The following is a 16410-nucleotide window of genomic DNA, read 5'->3' on the forward strand; positions in this document are numbered from 1 at the left end:
GTGCCAAGCGTTTTATTTTACTCTAATTTAATTGTTGAATAACAAATTCGCCAATCTCATCAATCGCCTGCTGGCCTTCTGGGATGGCAAAGGTTTGAAACACATGCCACATATCATCCCAAATTTTAAAATTGACTTCCACTCCTGCGGCACGGGCGCGGTCTACCAGACGGACAGAATCGTCTAACAGGATTTCGTCATTGCCAACATGAACTAGCATCGGCGGAAGTCCTGATAAGTCTGCATAAATGGGTGAAACGAGCGGATGACGCGGATCAAGGTCGCGAATATACAAAGCAGCTGTTGCGCTAATTGGTTCGGGTTGTAGCCAAGGATCGGCATCTGCCCGCGTTTGCATAGAATCTCCGGTGCCTTCCAAATCAGTCCATGGTGATAAAAGCACTGTTAAAGCAGGTAAGGTGTCTCCTGCTTCTTTTAACGATAGAAGCGTTGCTAAGGTGAGTCCACCGCCAGCCGAATCTCCGCCAATGATGATTTTTTCAGGAGATACGCCAGAAGAAATTATTCCGCGGTAGGCACGAACGGCATCTTCAATTGCTGCTGGATAAGGATGTTCTGGTGCTAGCCGGTATTCAGGAACTAACACCCTGGTTTCTGTAGACTGTGATAGTTTAGAAGCTAAATAACGATGCGTCGTGCAGCTTCCCATTATGTAGGCACCCCCATGCAAATAGAGGAGTACACGATCTTCCTTCGCATTTGGAGCTGTCACCCACTCAGCGGGAACTCCTTCAACTGTCGTTTTTTCTACCTTAATGTTCGGTGCAATTGGTGTAAATCCAGATAAAGCCTCCAGGTTATTTCGCGCTGCTTCCAAATTGAATTCTGTCGATAGGTTTGCTGTCGATGCTTTTAAAAATTGCTTGACCATCATACTTTCAGGACTTGCCATTGCAATTTCCCCTTTCAATTATGGAGTGTAAGCATATACCTATATGTATTTCGGCATTGTTTGCGGAAATCCTCCATTATTTAACAAATGTTTTTTTGAAAAAGAACCATTTGCTTGAGCTCTCCGAAGCAAACGGTTCGTCAACATTTGAAAAGGATTATCTTGGCGTGATTGGTTTTACTATTATTGCCGGTGAGTAGGTGGTAAGAATACAGCCTTCCATATGAGTTGGACTTAGTAATTCTAAATTAAGCGCTGATTTAATTTTCTCATGATCTGGCTTTTTTACGACTTGAATCAGGTCATTCATCTGTAACTCTTCTAATCTTTTAATCGTTTCGTCTTCATTGTATTTTTCCGTTTTGCGAATCTGCCTTTGCAGCTTGTAACCGCTGATGGTAATTTCCCCTTTATGCTCGGGGCCAACCAAGTTATTAAAATAAGTTTGAAAAGCATCCTTTAATTCATTCATTTCGAGTTCAATTTCCTTTTTCTGCTTATTTAGTTCGTAATACTTGACCAACATCTCTCCTGTAATGAAGGATTCATTGTTCTTCATCAAAAATCCTCGCCTCCCCACGAACGTATATTCTATATTATGATGCTTTTGGAAAAATAGTACTCTTTTTATCAAAAGGTATGGTTGTAATTCCAAAAAAGGGATCACCATAATTTCCAAATTGGTGTCAGGCACCATAATAAGAAAAAACATTTGCTTTCTGTATTAATTACTGGCAAGCTTAAGGAGGTAAAAAATCTTCTTATGAAAGAATTAATAGGTGATTAATATGATTGAGATTAAAACTTCGACTCTCAGTGATGGGGAGTTAAATAGAGGGGTATTTGCAACGCGTGATATCGCAAAAGGTGAGCTGATTCATCAAGCACCGGTTATTCCTTATCCAAACGAGGAGCATGTTCACATAGAAAAAACCTTACTTGCTGATTATGCCTTTGAATATGGTGTGAACCACACCGCGTTCGTTTTAGGATATGGCATGTTGTTTAACCATTCGTATGAGCCAAATGCTACATATGAAATTAATTTTCCAAATCACTCCTTTGATTTCTATGCTTATAAAGATATAAAAGCAGGGGAAGAAATCCTCATCAATTATAATGGCGATGAGGATGACAATGAACCGCTTTGGTTTAATAAAGATGAAAATAATACAACAGAAAATGAATGAATGAAAAAAAGGATAGGTGAAAGCAGTTAATTCTGCTTTATCTATCCTTTTTTAATCCATCTTTGATTTGTTGTTTAATACCGAATAATCCCACGGTAAAGGTCAGGCCAGCTACAATTGCAGCGATGCCAAAGGAATTAATTTTCAATAGCCAGAACGGGGCAGGTCCATTAAAGGAAGAAGCAAAGGTTGTATTTGCAACAATCGTGTAAACGACAGGACTATAAAACGAAATTATTAGACACGGAACAGTCACGCACAAAAATAAGGGTGGATTAAATTTAAACGACCAACCTTTTACGAAAAGTAAAGAAATATAAATGCCAAACAAAAAAGGGACTGTTGCGTAAAACCAGAAGAGAGGTAAAATATTAAAAGTTTCGTCAGCTTTTTGTTTTATGGTGAGTTCAAGATGATACCCGATAAGTAACAATCCAAATAAACCTACAACCCAGATTCCCATTAAGACAAATTTTGACCACTTCAGGCGCATCAAACAACCCCCTTTTATTTTATATAGACCCTTAATCACCTAATATTAATTTTAACATAAATAACCAAGAGCCCATCGAAAAAGATGTAGAAAAGGTAGGAAATTAACAAAAACACTTGCAAATAGTAATCATTCCGTTTTATTATGTATAGGTGGATGACAGATGGCATCGTCTACTGCTTATTTTTTTAATGTTTAAATCGTAATGATTATGGTTTATCCGCAATATAATATGTGGAATTCATAATTGCTGAAAACAAAACGAAGGAGAGATGTACAGTTGAGAAGAAACAGAATTCCCGTTACCGTGTTAAGCGGCTATCTTGGGTCAGGAAAAACCACTTTGCTGAATCATATTTTGGAAAACCGTGAAGATAAAAAGGTTGCGGTAATCGTGAATGATATGAGTGAAGTAAATATTGATGCCATGCTCGTTAAAGAAGGTGGTTTTTCACGAACAGATGAAAAACTGGTAGAGTTGCATAATGGTTGCATTTGCTGCACGCTAAGGGAAGATTTGATTATCGAAGTGGAAAAACTATCTTCAACAGGTGAGATTGATTACATCGTAATTGAATCAACGGGAATCAGTGAACCAGTTCCAGTTGCGCAAACTTTTACATACGTGGATGAAAATTTAGGGATTGATTTGTCGAAATTCTGTCGTTTGGATACGATGGTCACCGTTGTCGATGCCAATCGGTTTTGGTATGATTTTTCATCAGGAGAAAGTTTAATTGATCGCAAACAGTCAACCGACCTCAATGATACAAGAGAAGTGGTGGATTTATTGATTGATCAAATCGAGTTTGCCAATGTTATCCTGCTCAATAAAATCGACCTCGTGGACAATGAGGAAATAAGTGAATTAAAGGCAGTCATTCAAAAGTTAAATCCAGATGCTCGAATCTTAGAAACCAACCATTCCGTTATTCCATTGCATGAGGTTTTGGATACGAACTTGTTTGACTTTGAAAATGCGAGTCAAGGTGCAGGATGGATAAAGGAATTGAATGAGGAACACATTCCGGAAACAGAGGAATATGGTATTTCTTCGTTTGTCTACAAAAGAAAAAGGCCATTTCATCCAGAACGCATAATGAATTGGTTAGAAAATTGGCCAATTGAAGTGGTCCGGGCTAAGGGATTTATTTGGCTGGCATCACGGAATAATATCGCTTGCCTACTTTCACAGGCGGGTCCATCGATCACCTTTCAGGGAGCGGGAGAATGGATTGCATCCTTTTCAAAGGAAGAACAAGAGGAAATATTGAAAGAAGAACCGGAATTGTTAGCGCGTTGGGATGATACTTATGGAGACCGGATAACCGAACTTGTATTGATCGGAATTGAGATGAATCAAAAGGAGATCAAGCGTTCGCTTGATCAATGTTTACTGTCAGATGATGAGTTATCAGAGGACTGGTCTTTGTTTAACGATCCGCTGCCATTATTTACAGAAGCTGCAATAAATTAATATCAGGAGGTTGAAAAAATGAGAGTAACAATCACTCTAGCTTGTACAGAAACAGGAGATCGAAATTATATTACAACAAAAAATAAAAGAACAAACCCTGAGCGCCTCGAATTGAAAAAGTATTGCCCACGGTTAAAGCGACACACGTTGCATAGAGAAACAAAGTAACGAATTTTGAGAAAAGAGCGGTTGATTTCGGGCTGTAAATCGTAATTATTTCGATTAAAAAGGGAGAGAGAAACTTGGAAAAAAATAAACTAACGAAAATGATAAAGACTGGCATTGTAACGCTGGCTTGTTTTACTTTCATTTCCGGATGCAGTTCTAAAGAATCAATTAATGAAAAAAGTAGCGTTGATGGAGATAAAAAACTTCATATAGTTACCACTTTTTATCCAATGTATGAGTTTACGAAAAACATTGCAGGCGATCAAGCAACAGTGGATCTCTTAATTCCTGCAAGTTCAGAGCCACATGCGTGGGAACCATCACCAAAGGATATGGCTAACATTCAGAAAGCTGATCTTCTTGTATACAACAGTCCATTTTTTGAGACTTGGGTTCCAAAGGTGGAGGAGTCACTCGATAAAAATAATAAAACATTATTTATTGAAGCCAGTGGAGGGATTGCTTTAATGGAAGGGACGGCTGAGGAAGAGGATGGGGAAGACCATAATCATGATCATGGTCATGGTCATGCCATGGACCCTCATGTATGGCTAAGCCCGGCGCTTGCTCAAAAGGAAGTTGAGACAATCACTGCAGCACTTGTGAAAAAGGATCCGAAAAATAAAGAAGTTTACGAGAAAAATAGTCAAGATTACATCCAACAACTTAAAAGTCTTGATCAAAGCTATCGGGATAGCCTAAAAGAGTATGCAGGAAAAGAAATTATTACCCAACACGCCGCCTTTGGTTATTTGACAAAGGAATACGGTCTTATGCAGGTCCCGATTGCTGGGCTATCTCCGGAAGAGGAGCCAAGTGCCGCAAGATTAGCGGAGCTAAAAACATTTGCGCAAGAACATAATCTTCATACGATTTATTTTGAAGAGTTGGCTTCCCCAAAAGTTGCTGAGACACTGGCAAGCGAAATCGGGGCAAAAACAAAAGTTCTTAATACACTTGAGGGCTTAAGCAAAGAGGATCAGGAAAAGGGATTAAATTACATTGAAGTCATGAAAAATAATTTAAAGACCCTCGTGGAAACACTCTCACACTAAGAGGAATTCATGAATACGAAAAAGTGTACGAATCGAATAAGAGTCCTTACACTTTTTCCTTTTCACATAGGTCGGATTTAGAAAAGATAGGAAAGAGAAGTGCTAACGAATGATTCTTGCTTCCGTGCAAAATATTGTGTTTGGCTATAACCATTTACCCAGTCTAAATGGTGTTTCATTTGAAATTGCAAGTGGCGAGTTTGTCGGAATAACTGGACAAAACGGCGCATCCAAAACCACGATGATTAAGTTGCTGCTTGGATTGCTTAAACCATGGGAAGGCAACATATCTGTTAGCAAGATTAACGTAAGAGGTGAAGCTCTTACGATTGGGTATGTGCCCCAGCAAATTGCTTCATTTAATGCCGGATTTCCCAGTACCGTGTTGGAGCTAGTTCGTTCTGGCCGATTTAAAAAAGGAAAATGGTTCAAGCGCTTAAACAGTCTTGATGTAAAAATAGTAGAAAATGCGTTAAAGATGGTAGGAATGTGGGAATTCCGTCATCATAAAATCGGTTCATTATCCGGCGGGCAAAAACAAAAAATCTGTATTGCTCGGACCTTAGCGTCAGAACCTGACTTACTTGTGTTAGATGAACCAACGACAGGAATGGATGCAAGCAGCAGAAAAGAGTTCTACGAATTTTTGTCCCATCAAGTAAAAGAGCATGGAAGAACAGTCATTATGGTGACTCATAATCAGGACGAGGTAGATCCTTTTCTTACAAAAACTCTTCAGTTGGAAAGGGGGGAACATGGGGGATGGAAATGCTTAGTCTTGAATTCATGCAGCGGGCTTTATGGGCCGGAGGAGTCATTGCCATCATTGCGCCTTTATTAGGCGTGTTCCTGATCTTAAGGCGTCAGGCGTTAATGGCCGATACCCTTTCTCATATCTCACTCTCGGGAGTTGCGATTGGTTTTTTCATTCATATCAATATTACTTTTTCCACTATTTTAATAGTCGTCATCGGTGCGATAGGAATTGAATATATGCGCCGTGCCTACAGGACTTATTCTGAAGTATCGATTGCTATCTTGATGGCTGCAGGACTGTCGTTTGCCTTATTCCTGATGGGTATTAGTAATGGCGGGCCATCGACTTCAATTGATCAATACCTATTTGGCTCGATAGTAACGATTAGTCCATTACAAGTAAAGGTACTAACAGTGGTTGCAGCTTGTATCATCCTATATTTTATTGTGCTCAAAAGACCATTGTATTTGATGACATTTGATGAAGACACCGCCTACACTAGTGGAGTTAATATCAATTTGCTTTCTCTCTCATTTAGTATTATTACGGGACTGGCAATTTCGGTGATTATTCCAACCATTGGAGTATTACTGGTTTCAGCTTTACTTGTCCTGCCGGCGGCTTTTGCAATTCGCTTGGCCAAGGGATTTACTATGGTTATTCTTGTTGCTGAAGTTACATCGATTGTAAGTATTTATTCCGGCCTTGTTTCTTCATATGAATTGGGAACGCCTCCCGGGGCTACAATTACGCTCATCTTAATCATCATTTTATTGGTAGGTTTTTTTGTGCAGAAGGTGGTTCTCCATTTCTCCAGGGTTTTGAAAAGGAGAAGCAGAAAAATCATTCAAGTTCCGCAAGCAAGATCATTTGACAATTGACCAAAAGAGCTTAGAAGAATCTAAGCTCTTTTGGCAAATTTTATTCTATTCTCACCCCGGCATCATAAACGTACGGCTGTTTAGGAACGGGAATTATTTTATAGTCTTGAATATTGATAATCGGAATAGAAGATCCATCGAATATCGTTTGTTCGATTGTACCCGTCACTTGAATCCATTTGTCATTTGGGAGGCTGGCTACAATTCCTTTTGCCATGATGCCGTATACTGAGGCATCTGCTACACAACAAGTGATTCCATAGCGGGCAATAATGATTTGATCTTGAAAGAGATTTTTCTCTCGATAGATGAATCCTTTAATGGTAATCGTTTTGCCGATCATTTTCGGTAATTTTTCTTGAATAATATTCACCATCGGAACGTAGGTGTCGTCCGTAACATTAACGCTAGGAGCCTGTAAAAGGTTGCTAGTTAGTGATGAATATTCAGTTTGTGTTAATGGTTCCGGCATTTCTGCGGACGATGAGCCAAGAGTGGAATCAGGTTGACTTGGATTAGACGATGAGCTATTCTTCTTTACTGGTTGAATGTTTGCCATATCCTGCGAATCTGCGCCAAGTTTGAGTGTTCGATTCTTGGCCACAGAGCTACCCAGGACATGATCGGCAAAAAGGAGCCCGGTAGTAATTGGAATAATAAAGATTAAATAAAGCAACAAGCTCATTAATTTCAATTTTGGATAGGAATGTTCCCCCTCACACTCACAATCGTAGTGTGCATTTTCTTCAGATGTCCCTCGAAATATTAATAAAACCCCCAATAGTAGAAAAACAAACAATGTAAAGTAAACAAAACCGTTCATCTTAGGTGCAATAAAAAGGGTGATATTATTCGTAAGGAGTAGTTTCAATAACAGGAGCATGAATCCGATCAGAATAATGCCCCTGAATAAATGGTGATAGGTTTTTTTTTCGCTATTCATTCTTTTCATTATGCAAACCTCCTACCAAACGGTTAATTGAAAAATATATACCGTGACATAAACGACAATTGGAATCACAACCATAAGGAATAAGACAAACCTCTTTTTAAAATAAGCAACTAACATGAACGTGTTTTTTATATCCAGCATCGGGCCAAATACAAGAAAAGCAAGCAATGAACCTTTTGTAAAAGTGGAACTAAAGGAGGAAGCAATAAAGGCATCTGCCGCAGAACAGACTGACAAAACATACGACAAGCCCATCATTACTCCTGGTGCGCCGGCTGTGCTTGTCCCAAGTGATAACAACATATTCCGATCGAAAAAGACCTGAAACAAACTTGCCAAGAATGCACCAATAAACAAATATTTGCCCATATCAAATAGTTCATCACTGGCATGATAAAATGTTGCCAATAGCTTATTTTTCTGGGGATGATGGTGATCATGATGGTGTTGATGTACTGGTTTCCTTGTCCTCAAGACGTCAGATGACCTGAAATACCGATAAATAATCAAACCAATGATAATCGTACAGATAAAACTAACAAACATTCTTGCATTTGCCATATAAGGCGTACTTTTAAACGCAAAATAGGTGGACGCATAGACGACAGGGTTTATTATGGGAGCGCTAAGCATGATGACAACACCAATATGTGCAGGCATTCCTTTCTTAATCAATCTGCGAACAACCGGAATAATCGTACATTCACAAATAGGAAAGATGATGCCAATTAAGGCAGCAGGAATTACGGCCAAATAAGCATTACGGGGCATTATCTTCTGAATCGTATTTTCGGTGACAAATGCTTGAATAATCGCTGATACAAACACGCCCAACAAGATAAACGGAATCGCTTCTAAGATGATGCTAAGGAAAATCGTATTGACATTGAAAAAAGCGCCAGGGAATTTATCGAAAATAGCCAGTTTATTTACTAGCTCCGCAAAAAGAAAAAGAAAAATAAAGAGAGAAAATAATAGAATGCTGAAACTACCTTTTATGAACTTAGTTAAGTTGAACAAAATAATAGATTCCTCCTTAGCTCTATTAGCTCCTAACATAATAGTATGTTTTTCTTGTAAGAAAATGACTTCTTTAAAATATTTAAGAAAGAATAATCTCTCTATGAAACTAGCTTATTATTAATAAATCGTAATTATTACTATTTATTTTTGGGAGGATATTATTTGAATCATAGAACTTTGATTTTCGTTGCGATATCAACAATTCCAATTTGTTTCCTGAAAAATAGGACATTTGCCTATGCCTTTTCGGGATTTCGACATAGTCTAGACTGTAACCTAAATAAAGGAGAGATGCTCAAATGTATGATACGAGACAATTTATGGGCGGTTTTGGAGGCATGGGAGGATTTCCAGGTGTTGGTGGCTATAGCGGCATGGGCGGATACCCAGGTATGGGTGGATACGGCACTGTAGGCGGCTATGGAGGTTTTCCAGGAATGGGTGGTTATGGAGGCTATGCAGGATATCCAGGAATGGGAGGATACCCAGGCTATGGCTGGCACGGTGGCATGGGAGGATACCCGGGCTATGGCTGGCACGGTGGCATGGGAGGATATCCAGGTCATGGCTGGCATGGAGGCTGGGACGGATATCACGGACATGGTGAACATGGAGGATGGGACGGCTATCACGGACATGGAGGCATGGGAGGATTTCCCGGCCAGCATTGATGGAAGCTTTTAACACCCAGTTAATATAAAACGTTTGTAAAATTGAAATTTGCTTTCCTTTTGAAAAATCCTTGAGAAATCAAGGATTTTTCAATTTAGCAGGGTAACTCATACCAATTAATTTTTTTTGAAAAATATCTTAACAGTCTGATGCGTTTTAGAAGGAATTAAATGAAATATAAAGAATATACAACTAAGAAGAGTGGATTTATCATGATTTTATTGGTTAAATATAAGAATAACGGTAAACCCAAATAAAAAGGGAGACTATCTAAATGAAGATCCAAAAGGCAACATTACATGACCTTGATGCTTTAACTGAACTATTTGATTTGTACAGACTGTTTTATCAGCAAAAGTCCGACCTAGAAGGGGCAAGGGGCTTTTTGAAGGAAAGATTAACGAACGAAGAATCGAGAGTATTTATTGCCTATGACAATCAAAATCCAGTTGGTTTTGTGCAGCTTTATCCAACATTTTCCTCGGTGAGTATGAAGCGGTCATGGCTGTTAAATGATTTGTATGTGAAGGAAGAGGTCCGCGGACAGGGCGTAGGGGGAAATTTACTAAAAGAGGCAATCCACTTTGCCGAGAGTACGGGTGCAAAAGGTGTTTTGCTGGAAACAACTGAGGATAACAAAAAGGCGCAGCGACTGTATGAAAAAGTTGGCTTTAAAAAAGAATCCAATTACTTTTATTATTTTTCGATTTAAATAATCGGGATGCAAGCATTGCATCCCATTATTGAATCGTATTTGTGTTTAATTGCTCGAGGGTCTCTTTATCACAAATTACGAATAACTGGGCATTATCAGGAATTTTATCATCAAGTTTTTGGTTTATATGCAGGTCACCGCGGTCGGCAACAAGTGTCGCCCCTTTGCTGAGAAGATCGAAAAAGGCATCACGGTATGTCTGCCATTCATCGTGTTTCGGAATCTCGTACATTGCTTCCCCATATTGTGTGCTCATCAGCTCAGAAAACATATAAGTAACACCATGAGAAAATAACGACCTTACTGCTGCATGAGAAATCATTTCTTCGGTCGGAATAAATTCATCGACTTTCACATGCTTGAATAAGGGAATATGATTTTGATGAATGACCTCAGCAGTAACGTGAATGGACTTATGGTATTTTTCCTCGATGGTTGTGATGGCGGTCGCGATTAATAACGTTTTGCCATCAACGAGAAGCGGATCTTTTCTTGCATAGTTGTCTTGGGTAATTTGGTCAGCAAAAATGATGACCCCGGTTGCTTTTGGTAAATTTGCATCAAGTAATGTTTTCTCATCGCTCGCATTCCCGCGAATATAAAACATCCGCTCCGCTAATATAGGGACCTTTTCCACATCATCAATGATGACAATATCGATTTTTTTATCAGATTTTACTATTTCTTCGATTGCTAATTTTGATTTTGCACTCCAGCCAATAAGGATAATATGGTTTTTGCCTGTGTATTTCATTTTCCCTCCCATTTTAAGTTTATCGATTAGATAAATAGAATTAATCACTTTTCCAATAAAAACGCCGACAAGTCCAATTCCAGAGATATAAAGGAAAATAGTATAGGCCTTGCCAGCATCGGTTACTGGAGTATAGTCGCCAAAACCGACGGTAGCAAGAGTTGTCAAAACCCAGTAAATAGAGGTTAAATAGGATTCAAATGTTTTTGGCTCCAATAAATAGATTCCCAATGCTGCCATTAAAATGTACAAAATGGCAAACGGTATAAAGATTTTGTCCCGAAGCTTTATCAGATAATAGAGCCATTTTTTTAGCTTCATTCCCACCAGCAATCGTTCCTGCCTTCCAACTGTCGAATAAGCTTATATTTCCCATAGTTTGCAGATTAATAATTAATTGCTGCGAAAATTACATGGTGTCAGGCACCATTATCCGTTATTTTCTAGAAAGATTTTGCATAAAGAAAGGAAAAGGCTGATGTTGATATAAAGGGGGTTAAACACATGAGGCAGCGGACAGTTTATTTAGTTTTTTGGATTATGTTAATGGTTTTAAGTATTATGGGATTTATTTTGATTGACCTATGTACAGTTAAACCATCACAGATTTCGGGAAATGGAAATATTGCCATTTTGTTTACCATCCCAACTGTACTATTTTATCTTCTATTCCTCTTTAACTTTGTCAGATGGTTTTTGGAGGTCGCTCATGATTTCACACTTAAGCAGCGGCTCATCCTGCTTATAACTTTGTTCATAACCTTTATCGTCCTCATCTTCCTGGAAATAAACTTTGTTCAAAATTTGTTAGATCTGCTGGGTGGAGGGCCGGAGGATCCTGAGTCGAGGATTTACCAATTTGGCTGGTACAATCAGTATACGAATACGCTTTTTTTTAACTGGATCACCTTTTGTATGGGAATCGTTTTTAGTATTTTTACAGCATTAGGTTTTAGGAACTTAAAAAAACAATTGACAGCTTCGATTCATTAATAACAATTAAAGGGGGAAGAGTAATAACAAATAAATTAACCCCTATCCAAACCAGATAGGGGTAGTTGTTTTTTAAACTATGCTATTTTTGGTGATCCATGTATCGCTTATGTCAGAATCTAAGATATAGGAGATAGGGATGATCATAGAAACCAAATCTCCATTTTGTTCACCATATCCCTGATTTCGTTTGTATGATACGAAATGGTCAATAAACTGGTTAGGTCCAAAATTGAGGACGGATGCGTGGTCGATTGAATTGACCTTTACACCCCCGAGATTTACAACCATCGGTGCGAATACCAAACTATCACCCCTTGTGATTAAACACATTACAGTTAAATAATGCTGTTCTTTGCGGAATTGGTATCATTTACATCAGGGTCAACCACCCATGAAATCGGGATATTTACAGGAGAAATGTCACCGTTCTGTTCGCCAACCCCCTGATTTCTTTTGTAAGAAACAAACATATCGACGAATTGGTTTGGTCCCAAATTAACGAAGGCTGAATTATCGACTGTATTCACCTTAAATCCTAAAAAATTGATGGCCATTGGTGCGATATTCAAATTGCTCACTCCTATGCCTTAATTGTTTTCTAACCAAATTAAGATAATTTTAATGGCTATTCTTTACCACCGGATTATCGATAATTTCGTCATCGAAAGTAATATGAATGGGGCGAAAATCAAGAGTTAAATCCCCAAGTTGCTGGCCAAATCCTTGATTTTTTTTCGCAAACGTATTATTTCCTTTTAGAAAATTTTCTCCAATGGATACGGCACTTTTATGTTCGGCACTGTTAATTTTAATACCGCCAATATTGATTTTTGTAGGGATAAAAACCATTTTATTCTCCTTTCTTTATCTCTATTCAGAAAAAGGACGGAATGCAATCATGTGTATTCATAAACTATATTCGCTGAATGTGGTATTAAGACCATTCTCTTGTTTTGACATATTCGACTTCAAAAAAAAAAGCGGCCGGAGCCGCTTTTAAGAAGGAAAAACTTTATGGGTTAGTACATCATATGAATTAGCTTGTACTTGCTTGTAGTGAACATGTCCATTTTTAAAAATATTTTTTAACAAATTTTTTGAATTAGGTCAATCGAGTTATTCTTAGGGGAGTTCACGAGGGGAGATACCTCGTATGTCTCCATTAATTTTTCATCGAAGGGAACTAGTAATGAATGGAGCTGACTGGAATCTGAAATGGACGGGTCCAGCCAAGTTTTTTCATTTTCCGGCAGTAAAATAACAGGCATCCGGTCATGAATATCCTTCATTAATTTATTGGGCCCTGTTGTGATGACCGAGCAGGTGTAAAGTGTTTTTCCCTCCGGCGATTTCCAGCCCTCCCAAATACCGGCCATGGCAAACAAATCATTCGATTTTAGTTTGATGCGCATCGGTGTTTTCGTTTGGTTATTGTGGCGTTTCCATTCATAAAAGCTATCGGCAATGACTAAACAGCGTTTCTTTTTGAAAGCGGCGCGAAAGCTTGGTTTTTCAGCGATTGTTTCAGCTCTGGCATTGATCATTTTATTGCCAATGGATCCGTCCTTTGCCCATGGCGGGACGAGACCCCATTTTAAAAAGCCCATACGATTCTTTTTCCCATCATTGATTACAGCTAGAACTGCCTGTGAGGGGGCAATATTATAGCTTGGCGAATAAAGCTCTTCCTCCATGAAGGATTGTATATCGAAGCGATCGATGATTTCTTCGAATGTTGCCGTTAATGTGAAGCGGCCGCACATGCACATCACCTCAGTAATTGATACCAATATTGTAGCAAAATTCATGGATAAAATCTTTAAGCGTAGTTCAACAAACGGGAATGAGAAAAGACCTGCTATCAACTGACTAGTAGGTCTTTTCTCCATTATTAGCGTGTTCTCCGGGCAAAGTCAACAAAGCGGAATTTATCAGGACGATGCCTGGATTCGGTGTATTGGAAAAGGGTTGCATCATCTAGATAAACATAGTTTTTAATGACGACCACATTGTGAAAGCCTTCGAGATCCATAAGAGCGCGGTCTTCTTCATTCGGCTCTTCGACAACAATTTCCTTTTTCGCAAAACTAATCGAAAGTCCTAATTCGTTTTCAAGATACTGATAAATCGAATCAGCACAAATATCTTCTGTTAAGTGTGGCACGAATTTTTTAGTTAAGTAATCCTTATCTAAAATAATTTTTTCCCCGCCCATTTCTCGTGTGCGAATAACTTTCCAAACGAGATCTTTACTAGAAAGCTGGAGCTGTTTTTTGATAAAACTATCGGGCTTAACTAACTCAAGTTCGTGGACATTCGTTTTTGGCTTGCTGCCCATTTTTTTCGCTAATTCCTTAAAGCTAACTAGTCCGGAAACAGGAAAATCAAATTTACTGATGTCGATGACAATCGAACCTTTTCCTCTAACTTTTTGGATATAGCCATTTTGTGAGAGCAGATTTAAGGCCTTTCGAATTGTTTCCCTCGAAGTATCGAATTGATCCTTTAAGTCGTTTTCAGAGGGGAGAAGCGTCTGCGCCGGAATTTCTCCGCTCTTAATTTGCCGGGCAATTTCGTTATAGATGGTTAGGTACTTATTTGTCATCACGACAGCTCCGTTCATTTTTTCAGGTGGTACACAATCGACTCATACGGCCGCAAGCGAATACTTTGTCCAAGCGGGGCAGAATCCTCATAGTTAGAGATTAGCACCTTACTATCATACTCATCAAGCTGTAAATGAGCAGGGAGGAGGAATACCTTTTCATTGGCGTAAAAATGATTGATAACGAGCAGTTTTTCCGTTCCGCTTGTTCTTACATAAGCAAAAATTTCGTCATCGTTGTCTAAAATAAGCTCGAAATCACCGTCTGTTATCACGTCATAGTCTTTTCTTAATTGAATTAGCTTTTGATAGTGATAAAAAATCGAGTCTGGATCGTTAACGGCCTTTTCAGTATTAATGTTTTGATAATTCGCCGCTGTCGCAATCCAAGGAGTTCCTGTCGTGAATCCGGCGTGTTCACTGCTATTCCACTGGACAGGTGTCCGCGAATTGTCCCGTGATTTTTGTTTAAGGATTTCAATAATCTCTGCTTCATCCAAGCCATTCTGTTTCATGAGGTTAAACATATTTAAAGACTCGACATCACGATAGTCTTCAATCGACTCGAATTTCGGATTGGTCATCCCGATTTCTTCGCCTTGGTATATATAGGGTGTGCCTTGCATCATATGCAGCGCTGTTGCTAGCATTTTAGCTGACTCCTTGTGATATTTTTCGTCATCACCAAACCGAGAAACGGCACGTGGCTGGTCATGATTGCACCAAAAGAGGGCATTCCAGCCGCCGCCTTTGTTCATTTCCACCTGCCAATTTGAGAGGATATCTTTCAAAGACTGAAAATCAAAATCTGCCTTTGTCCATTTATCTCCATTAGGATAATCGACTTTCAAATGATGGAAGCTAAACGTCATATTTAGCTCTTCTTGGTCAGGGTTGGTGTACCTGATACAATTATCAATTGAGGTAGACGACATTTCCCCAACAGTCATGATATCGTATTTTGAAAAAACCTGTTCGTTCATCTCATGAAGAAACTCATGAATGCGCGGTCCATCTGTATAAAATTTGCGCCCATCACTGTTATCTTGAGGGAATTGCTGGTTTTTGGATATTAGGTTGATTACATCAAGACGGAATCCGTCAACGCCTTTTTTCAGCCAAAAATGCATCATTTCATATAAAGCTTCGCGGACCTTTTCATTTTCCCAGTTTAAATCCGCTTGGCTGACATCGAACAAATGGAGGTAAAACTGTTCAGTTGCTTCATCATATTCCCACGCTGAGCCGCCAAACTTTGATTCCCAGTTAGTCGGAGGTTGTCCGTCCAAGTCATCCTTCCAAATGTAGAAATCACGGTATGGGTTGTCCTTGGACGATCTTGCTTGTTTAAACCACTCATGCTCAGTAGAAGTATGGTTAATAACGATATCCATGATAATTTTCAATCCGCGTTTGTGGGCTTCATCCAACAGCTTTTCAAAGTCTTCCATTGTTCCATATTCTTCGTGAATGGAATAATAGTCACTAATATCATACCCATTATCACGCCCAGGCGATTGATAGATAGGAGTAAGCCAGAGAACATCAACTCCGAGTTTTTTTAAATAGTCTAGTTTTTTAATAATGCCCTGGATGTCTCCGATGCCATTTCCTGTTGTATCATTAAAGCTTTTTGGATAGATTTGATAGACGACTGCTTTTTTCCACCATTCTTGTTGCATAATAAACACCTGCCTGTTTTATTTGAAAAATAATAAGAAAAAGGAGGGAGGCATCTCCCTCCATTACTGGAGTACTA

Annotated in this window: 20 protein-coding genes; 9 read left to right on the top strand and 11 right to left on the bottom strand. The window is 38.9% G+C overall.

From position 1 onward, the window contains the following. Positions 1-22: 22 nt before the first annotated feature. Both BANVL01_RS24200 and BANVL01_RS24205 read right to left on the bottom strand, forming a co-directional pair. Positions 23-913 carry an alpha/beta hydrolase gene (locus tag BANVL01_RS24200; RefSeq protein WP_066087097.1) on the bottom strand — a complete coding sequence of 297 codons (891 nt, stop codon included), beginning with the start codon at positions 911-913 and terminating at the stop codon, positions 23-25. A 157-nt stretch (positions 914-1070) separates the two neighbouring features. Further along, entirely contained in the window at positions 1071-1472 is a 402-nt protein-coding gene (locus BANVL01_RS24205) for a hypothetical protein (protein WP_066096498.1), read from the bottom strand. A 229-nt stretch (positions 1473-1701) separates the two neighbouring features. Here BANVL01_RS24205 and BANVL01_RS24210 point away from each other — a divergent pair, with 229 nt between their 5' ends. Continuing rightward, positions 1702-2103 (top strand): SET domain-containing protein, encoded by a 402-nt coding sequence (locus BANVL01_RS24210; RefSeq protein ID WP_066096501.1) that lies wholly within the window; start codon positions 1702-1704, stop codon positions 2101-2103. A 37-nt stretch (positions 2104-2140) separates the two neighbouring features. Here BANVL01_RS24210 and BANVL01_RS24215 read toward each other — a convergent pair whose 3' ends face one another. After that, a complete protein-coding gene (locus tag BANVL01_RS24215; RefSeq protein ID WP_066087100.1) occupies positions 2141-2596 on the bottom strand; it encodes a hypothetical protein in 456 nt (151 codons plus the stop codon). A 280-nt stretch (positions 2597-2876) separates the two neighbouring features. On the opposite strand from BANVL01_RS24215, the gene BANVL01_RS24220 reads away from it, so the two are divergent. The 5 genes from BANVL01_RS24220 (at position 2877) to BANVL01_RS24240 (ending at position 6934) form a co-directional block, all read left to right on the top strand. Continuing rightward, complete coding sequence (locus BANVL01_RS24220; protein ID WP_066087103.1) at positions 2877-4073, top strand: GTP-binding protein; 1197 nt, start codon at positions 2877-2879, stop codon at positions 4071-4073. Positions 4074-4091: 18 nt separating this feature from the next. Next, positions 4092-4241 (top strand): 50S ribosomal protein L33, encoded by a 150-nt coding sequence (gene rpmG, locus BANVL01_RS24225; RefSeq protein WP_066087106.1) that lies wholly within the window; start codon positions 4092-4094, stop codon positions 4239-4241. 98 nt (positions 4242-4339) lie between these two features. Continuing rightward, positions 4340-5296 (top strand): metal ABC transporter substrate-binding protein, encoded by a 957-nt coding sequence (locus BANVL01_RS24230; protein WP_066096503.1) that lies wholly within the window; start codon positions 4340-4342, stop codon positions 5294-5296. A gap of 109 nt (positions 5297-5405) precedes the next feature. Continuing rightward, complete coding sequence (locus BANVL01_RS24235) at positions 5406-6137, top strand: metal ABC transporter ATP-binding protein (protein ID WP_066087109.1); 732 nt, start codon at positions 5406-5408, stop codon at positions 6135-6137. Next, complete coding sequence (locus BANVL01_RS24240) at positions 6059-6934, top strand: metal ABC transporter permease (protein ID WP_066087112.1); 876 nt, start codon at positions 6059-6061, stop codon at positions 6932-6934. The genes BANVL01_RS24235 and BANVL01_RS24240 overlap by 79 nt, the downstream gene beginning before the upstream one ends. A 40-nt stretch (positions 6935-6974) precedes the next feature. On the opposite strand, the gene BANVL01_RS24245 is transcribed toward BANVL01_RS24240, so the two are convergent. Next, entirely contained in the window at positions 6975-7886 is a 912-nt protein-coding gene (locus BANVL01_RS24245) for a TIGR03943 family putative permease subunit (protein ID WP_066087114.1), read from the bottom strand. A 12-nt stretch (positions 7887-7898) separates the two neighbouring features. Beyond that, the gene (locus tag BANVL01_RS24250) at positions 7899-8906 is read right to left on the bottom strand and encodes a permease (RefSeq protein WP_235845741.1); all 1008 of its coding nucleotides are present in this window, start codon (positions 8904-8906) and stop codon (positions 7899-7901) included. 302 nt (positions 8907-9208) lie between these two features. Here BANVL01_RS24250 and BANVL01_RS28090 point away from each other — a divergent pair, with 302 nt between their 5' ends. Both BANVL01_RS28090 and BANVL01_RS24260 read left to right on the top strand, forming a co-directional pair. After that, positions 9209-9580, top strand: a complete 372-nt coding sequence (locus BANVL01_RS28090; protein WP_066087120.1) for a hypothetical protein — start codon at positions 9209-9211, stop codon at positions 9578-9580. A 275-nt stretch (positions 9581-9855) separates the two neighbouring features. Next, entirely contained in the window at positions 9856-10293 is a 438-nt protein-coding gene (locus BANVL01_RS24260; protein ID WP_066087123.1) for a GNAT family N-acetyltransferase, read from the top strand. Between the two features lie 28 nt (positions 10294-10321). Here the strand turns inward: BANVL01_RS24260 and BANVL01_RS24265 are convergent, their stop codons facing one another. Continuing rightward, on the bottom strand, positions 10322-11371 hold the full coding sequence (locus BANVL01_RS24265) for an ion channel (RefSeq protein ID WP_066096506.1): 1050 nt from the start codon (positions 11369-11371) through the stop codon (positions 10322-10324). 183 nt (positions 11372-11554) lie between these two features. On the opposite strand from BANVL01_RS24265, the gene BANVL01_RS24270 reads away from it, so the two are divergent. Continuing rightward, positions 11555-12043, top strand: coding sequence for a hypothetical protein (locus BANVL01_RS24270; protein ID WP_066087125.1), 489 nt, complete (start codon positions 11555-11557; stop codon positions 12041-12043). Between the two features lie 338 nt (positions 12044-12381). Here the strand turns inward: BANVL01_RS24270 and BANVL01_RS24280 are convergent, their stop codons facing one another. From BANVL01_RS24280 to treC, 5 genes are all read right to left on the bottom strand, one after another. Beyond that, positions 12382-12600: a hypothetical protein gene (locus tag BANVL01_RS24280; protein ID WP_066096507.1), complete on the bottom strand. Its 219-nt coding sequence runs from the start codon at positions 12598-12600 to the stop codon at positions 12382-12384. Between the two features lie 64 nt (positions 12601-12664). Then, positions 12665-12895 carry a hypothetical protein gene (locus BANVL01_RS24285; RefSeq protein WP_066087130.1) on the bottom strand — a complete coding sequence of 77 codons (231 nt, stop codon included), beginning with the start codon at positions 12893-12895 and terminating at the stop codon, positions 12665-12667. A gap of 236 nt (positions 12896-13131) precedes the next feature. Further along, positions 13132-13809 (bottom strand): SOS response-associated peptidase, encoded by a 678-nt coding sequence (locus BANVL01_RS24290; protein ID WP_066087133.1) that lies wholly within the window; start codon positions 13807-13809, stop codon positions 13132-13134. Positions 13810-13937: 128 nt separating this feature from the next. Then, entirely contained in the window at positions 13938-14651 is a 714-nt protein-coding gene (gene treR, locus BANVL01_RS24295) for a trehalose operon repressor (protein ID WP_066087134.1), read from the bottom strand. Between the two features lie 14 nt (positions 14652-14665). Beyond that, positions 14666-16333, bottom strand: a complete 1668-nt coding sequence (treC, locus tag BANVL01_RS24300; protein ID WP_066087137.1) for an alpha,alpha-phosphotrehalase — start codon at positions 16331-16333, stop codon at positions 14666-14668. Positions 16334-16410 lie beyond the last annotated feature (77 nt).

The organism is Neobacillus novalis NBRC 102450 (genome assembly GCF_001591805.1).
Classification (GTDB): Bacteria; Bacillota; Bacilli; order Bacillales; family Cytobacillaceae; genus Neobacillus; species Neobacillus novalis.

Excerpts from the sequence above, each read along its gene's own strand:
- BANVL01_RS24215 (WP_066087100.1), bottom strand. The coding sequence starts at position 2,596 with ATGCGCCTGAAGTGGTCAAAATTTGTCTTAATGGGAATCTGGGTTGTA.
- BANVL01_RS24230 (WP_066096503.1), top strand. The coding sequence starts at position 4,340 with ATGATAAAGACTGGCATTGTAACGCTGGCTTGTTTTACTTTCATTTCC.
- BANVL01_RS24280 (WP_066096507.1), bottom strand. The coding sequence starts at position 12,600 with ATGGCCATCAATTTTTTAGGATTTAAGGTGAATACAGTCGATAATTCA.
- BANVL01_RS24240 (WP_066087112.1), top strand. The coding sequence starts at position 6,059 with ATGGAAATGCTTAGTCTTGAATTCATGCAGCGGGCTTTATGGGCCGGA.
- BANVL01_RS24265 (WP_066096506.1), bottom strand. The coding sequence starts at position 11,371 with ATGAAGCTAAAAAAATGGCTCTATTATCTGATAAAGCTTCGGGACAAA.
- BANVL01_RS24235 (WP_066087109.1), top strand. The coding sequence starts at position 5,406 with ATGATTCTTGCTTCCGTGCAAAATATTGTGTTTGGCTATAACCATTTA.
- BANVL01_RS24285 (WP_066087130.1), bottom strand. The coding sequence starts at position 12,895 with ATGGTTTTTATCCCTACAAAAATCAATATTGGCGGTATTAAAATTAAC.
- BANVL01_RS24260 (WP_066087123.1), top strand. The coding sequence starts at position 9,856 with ATGAAGATCCAAAAGGCAACATTACATGACCTTGATGCTTTAACTGAA.
- treC (WP_066087137.1), bottom strand. The coding sequence starts at position 16,333 with ATGCAACAAGAATGGTGGAAAAAAGCAGTCGTCTATCAAATCTATCCA.
- BANVL01_RS24270 (WP_066087125.1), top strand. The coding sequence starts at position 11,555 with ATGAGGCAGCGGACAGTTTATTTAGTTTTTTGGATTATGTTAATGGTT.
- BANVL01_RS28090 (WP_066087120.1), top strand. The coding sequence starts at position 9,209 with ATGTATGATACGAGACAATTTATGGGCGGTTTTGGAGGCATGGGAGGA.
- BANVL01_RS24200 (WP_066087097.1), bottom strand. The coding sequence starts at position 913 with ATGGCAAGTCCTGAAAGTATGATGGTCAAGCAATTTTTAAAAGCATCG.
- BANVL01_RS24210 (WP_066096501.1), top strand. The coding sequence starts at position 1,702 with ATGATTGAGATTAAAACTTCGACTCTCAGTGATGGGGAGTTAAATAGA.
- BANVL01_RS24290 (WP_066087133.1), bottom strand. The coding sequence starts at position 13,809 with ATGTGCGGCCGCTTCACATTAACGGCAACATTCGAAGAAATCATCGAT.
- BANVL01_RS24245 (WP_066087114.1), bottom strand. The coding sequence starts at position 7,886 with ATGAAAAGAATGAATAGCGAAAAAAAAACCTATCACCATTTATTCAGG.
- treR (WP_066087134.1), bottom strand. The coding sequence starts at position 14,651 with ATGACAAATAAGTACCTAACCATCTATAACGAAATTGCCCGGCAAATT.
- BANVL01_RS24205 (WP_066096498.1), bottom strand. The coding sequence starts at position 1,472 with ATGAAGAACAATGAATCCTTCATTACAGGAGAGATGTTGGTCAAGTAT.
- rpmG (WP_066087106.1), top strand. The coding sequence starts at position 4,092 with ATGAGAGTAACAATCACTCTAGCTTGTACAGAAACAGGAGATCGAAAT.